The organism is Nitrososphaerota archaeon (assembly GCA_011605775.1).
Lineage (GTDB): Archaea > Thermoproteota > Nitrososphaeria > Nitrososphaerales > JAAOZN01 > JAAOZN01.
Window position 1 is genome coordinate 1 of the sequence record JAAOZN010000025.1, and the last position, 4,376, is coordinate 4,376.

Consider the following 4,376-nt stretch of genomic DNA (forward strand, 5'->3'; position numbering starts at 1 on the left):
AGCCTCCGAAAGATGGAGGAAGCATCCTAAAGCCTTCGAGGTCTGGAAACCTATCTTAGAGAAAATGGGTTACACAGGAAGCTATAGGCGTGTAGAGGAACTGGTGAAGTAGCCCTTTTGAGCTTGGAAAGAGCAGCAAAAACCGTTGTAGAGAGCTGCCTTAATATCAACCCTCAAGAAACCTTCCTTGTAATCACGGATACTGAAAAAGAGGAGATCGGTAGAGCTCTCTTTAACGCTGGCTTAAGGAGAGGCTGCGAAGCTCTTCTTGTTGTGATGAAGCCTAGGAGTAGGCACGGCGAAGAGCCTCCCAAAGCGATTGCTGATATGTGGCTCCAAGCCGATGTTTTTGTGGCTCCGACGAAGTTTAGTTTAACTCATACCCAAGCTAGGAAGAATGCAACGGCGAAGGGTGCAAGAGGCGCTACTATGCCTGGGATAACTTCAGAGATCTTCACGGAAACCATGGGAATAGATTATACATTGGTTAAGGAAAACTGCGAAAAAATGAGGAAGGCTCTTGAGGGCGCAAAAGCGGTAGAAGTTACTTCACCTATTGGTACTAAACTTACTCTCTCTATCCAAGGTAGGAAGATTCTAGTAGATAATGGGATTCTCCACGACAGGGGTGCTTTTGGAAATCTACCAGCCGGCGAGGTCTTCGTAGCGCCAGTTGAGGGTACAGCTGAGGGTGTAATAGTCTGCGACGGCTCTATAGCGGGTGTCGGGGTCTTAAAAAACCCAGTGAAGATCGAAGTTAAAGAAGGCTACGCTACCAACATATTAGGGGAGGCTGAAGCCGAGCAGCTCAAAAGAGCTCTAGAATCAGCCCCACCGCAATACAAGAAGGAAGCTTACAATATCGCTGAGTTTGGAGTAGGCTGCAATTACGGAGCCAAAATCGTTGGGAATGTTCTAGAAGACGAGAAGGTTTACGGGACGATCCACATAGCACTGGGCGATAACAGCACCATTGGTGGTAAAACTATAGCTGGCATACACCTAGACTGTGTATTAACCAAGCCAACCTTAAGGGTCGACGGCAAAGCGGTAGTTATAGACGGAAAGTGGCAGATTTAACATTCGGCTAGCCTCATTCACACCCTATCAGACGGTAACAAGGCTTGGAAACACTATACGTAGACGTAGAAAGCTAGACTTTATGATCGAAGAGAACCTCTCTCACTTTCTCTTTCACTTATAGAGGGGACTAGAAATCTTTTTTAAAATGGTGCATACAGAGTAGGTATATGCGTATTAGTAAGAGTGGTGCTATCGGCCTAGCTGTAACGGCTGTCGGTGTTGCGCTGCTTCTCTTTACATTCTATAACGCCTACCTAATATTCTCCGAATATCAAAGACTCACCTTGCCTTCAGACTTCCTAGCTTCGGTAAACGAAATCTTAGTAGCGGCGATACGAGCGATGTTCTTAGCAGTAATGGCTTGGGTCGGCTCTATCCTACTACTCAGAGGGGTTGACTTCCTAAAGGTAGATCGAGGGGTTGGCGTAGTAACTTTCAAGGTTGAGAAGGGCGTAGGAATAGCGACGATGGAGCAGCAAGAGAAGAAGAGCGAATAAATCTTCGCACTAAGGTTACCCGGGTGTGGCTGAAGTGGAGCCGCCATTTGCGTCTAAGGGATTTAGGCTTCTAAACATAGGGTTGAGCATCACACTACTCCTAACACTCATAACTATAGCCTACTCAGCATACGAAGACCTAGCATATGTGTTCGAGGGTTTCGCAGTAGGTGAAGGTATGCCACAGCTTAGCGTAAACGGCACACACCTAACAATCTCGAACCTCAAACTCGCCAACCGAGGCATATACCCTTTGAGCATAGCGTTAAGAGGCGAGGTGATGCTTGGAAACGTGGACCTCGGCTCAGCGAGCACAGGCGAAATAATCATCCCCCCGAAGATGCAGAAGCAGATAGACCTAACTCTGCCCATAAATTTGACAAGAGTCTACACCAACTCCACTCTCTTAAAGATGATCTTATTCAACGAGTCGGTTGCTACGTTTAAGATGAATGTAGAATTTGGGCTTCAACCTTTTGTAGCTGCTTCGTTTGAGGGTGGCTTTAACAGTAGGGTAGGTGCAGCGCTAGACAGTTTAACTTTTAGGCTACGAAGTGTAGAGCCGCTAAACGAAACACACGTTAAGGCTGATGTGGAGATGGAGTTTACTAACAGATCACCTCTAGCGGTCAACGGTTTACTGCATGCTTCGCTACCCTCGGCAAGGCAAAGAAATCTGCGGTATGTCGCAGCACCAATTGACATTTTAGCCCAACCCTCCCAACACTACATAGGTCAGCTTACTTTCACACTACCTAAAGAGGAGCTGAAGAGCGGAGCTTGGTATGCGCTTGAGCTAAGATTTGAAACTCTTGGCTACGCGTATGAATGGAGGTCAACGTTTAGGGTGTAGTCGGGGTTGGAGGTTCCTAAGAAGCAGAATAGGGCGCTGGTGTTTGCTGGGCGAGCTTTTCAAGCAGCCATATTTGTGGCTATCAACTATGTAATCTTCTTCATCGCGCCGAGCCTATTCTTCTCAAGCACCGGTCTTCTGACGGCCGAGATCGAAGCTGCGATTTCAAGCTACTTTCTGATAATAGCATCCTTGACTGTTCTCCATCTACTCCTTAAAGATCATATCATAGGGTTAGCGTCCTCTGTAGGCTTAGGAATAGTTGAATCGATTTACATCTATGTGATAACCGATGGCGGCGTGCTAACGATCTCATATGGCGGCTTCGCACTAACCTTGGAGTTTAAGCCACTCCTCTATCTCATGATGGCTATACCACTAGTAAATACGGTGAAGCAGATCATCGATTACGTAGGTAGATCTGCTGCTCAGCCTGTGGGGATGGTGGAAGTAGAAGGATAATGTGATCGTAGCCGCGCTAAGAACACGACATTCAGATAGGAGGATGCATGACGATAAGACCCGCCTTCAACGCCACATCCATGTATTTGCTCGGTCTTTCTATAAGCGCTCTAACTTCACGCTCAAGTTCATCTCTGGACATCTTTCTCCTCGCATACCCGAGTTCCATAGCCTTTTCCGCAACTGCCATAGCTTCCTTTACATAGAGCTCTGTCTCTGTCATGCTCCCTATTATTCTCTCCTCGTGGACGCCTGTCTCCTCACTATATTTTGCTATCGCGTGTGCAGCCGCCACAAACATTTCATCCGTCATCTTCCTAGCTCTAACGGTTAGAACGCCTCTGAACACAGCAGGGAAGCCTATACTATTATTTATTTGATTTGGGAAGTCGCTTCTGCCTGTGGCGACTATCCTCGCACCACCTTCTTTAGCTTCCCAAGGCCAGATCTCTGGGACAGGATTCGCCGCTGCAAATACTATGGCATCTTTATTCATCTCCTTAAGCCACTCTTTTTTGATAACCCCTGGTCCTGGTCTTGAAGCGGCTATGACCACATCTGCGCCCCTTAAACTCTCTGGAATATCGCCTTTTACACCTTCTGCATTTGACTCTAAAGCTATTTGGTATTTCCAAGGATTCTCTTTCCGTAGAGACTCTGTATCATCTCTTTCGCGATAAATTATGCCTTTGGAATCTACGGCAACGATGTTCTTGGGGTTTGCGCCAGCGACTTTAAGGTATCTGTAGGTGGCTATATTAGCTGCGCCGGAGCCGATAAGAGATATTTTCACCTGATCTATCTTCTTGCCAACAATTTTTAGAGCATTTATTAGAGCGGCTATTATGACTAAAGCGGTTCCTTGCTGGTCGTCGTGCCAAACAGGTATATCTAAGATCTGCTGAAGCTTCTCAAGAATATAGAAGCATTTCGGGGATTCGATATCCTCTAGATTAACAGCTCCACAACTGGCTTCAAGCGCCTTGACGATATACATGAACTTATCCGGGTCTCTCTCTTTAATAACCAGGGGGAATGCGTCCACGCCGCCGAGGTATTTGAATAATAATGCCTTGCCCTCCATAACAGGCAGACTTGCTGCTGCTCCTATATTACCTAAGCCTAGAACTCTTGTCCCGTCGCTAATCACCGCCGCTGCGTTCCACCGCCAAGTGTAATCGTATGTGAGATCCTCCCCACCGCTTTGGATTTTACGGCAGGGTTCAGCTACACCTGGCGTATACCAGATTGCAAAGTAGTCGATATTTGTGACGGGGCATTTGGGAACGATCTCCACTTTTCCACCATAAAATCTATGGAGCTTTTCAGAAATGGCAAACCAGTCCTTCTTTACTTGGGACATAGGCAAACTCAACGAGTGAGTGTATAACGTGCCTAATAAGGTTAACTACGCCTGTTGGGTTCATTGAGATCCTAACAGGCGTCAAGGAAGTAGCATTTTGGACAGATCTATCATAAAC

Annotated in this window: 5 protein-coding genes; 4 read left to right on the top strand and 1 reads right to left on the bottom strand. The window is 46.7% G+C overall.

Going from position 1 to position 4,376, the window contains the following annotated elements:
* The first annotated feature begins 117 nt into the window (after nucleotides 1-117).
* The 4 genes from HA494_02060 (at nucleotide 118) to HA494_02075 (ending at nucleotide 2,895) form a co-directional block, all read left to right on the top strand.
* Entirely contained in the window at nucleotides 118-1,080 is a 963-nt protein-coding gene (locus tag HA494_02060) for an aminopeptidase (protein ID NHV96561.1), read from the top strand.
* 170 nt (nucleotides 1,081-1,250) lie between these two features.
* On the top strand, nucleotides 1,251-1,580 hold the full coding sequence (locus HA494_02065; GenBank protein ID NHV96562.1) for a hypothetical protein: 330 nt from the start codon (nucleotides 1,251-1,253) through the stop codon (nucleotides 1,578-1,580).
* Nucleotides 1,581-1,605: 25 nt separating this feature from the next.
* Nucleotides 1,606-2,433, top strand: a complete 828-nt coding sequence (locus HA494_02070; protein NHV96563.1) for a hypothetical protein — start codon at nucleotides 1,606-1,608, stop codon at nucleotides 2,431-2,433.
* 6 nt (nucleotides 2,434-2,439) lie between these two features.
* A complete protein-coding gene (locus HA494_02075; protein NHV96564.1) occupies nucleotides 2,440-2,895 on the top strand; it encodes a hypothetical protein in 456 nt (151 codons plus the stop codon).
* A 31-nt stretch (nucleotides 2,896-2,926) separates the two neighbouring features.
* Here the strand turns inward: HA494_02075 and HA494_02080 are convergent, their stop codons facing one another.
* On the bottom strand, nucleotides 2,927-4,258 hold the full coding sequence (locus tag HA494_02080) for an NADP-dependent malic enzyme (protein ID NHV96565.1): 1,332 nt from the start codon (nucleotides 4,256-4,258) through the stop codon (nucleotides 2,927-2,929).
* Between the last annotated feature and the right edge of the window lie 118 nt (nucleotides 4,259-4,376).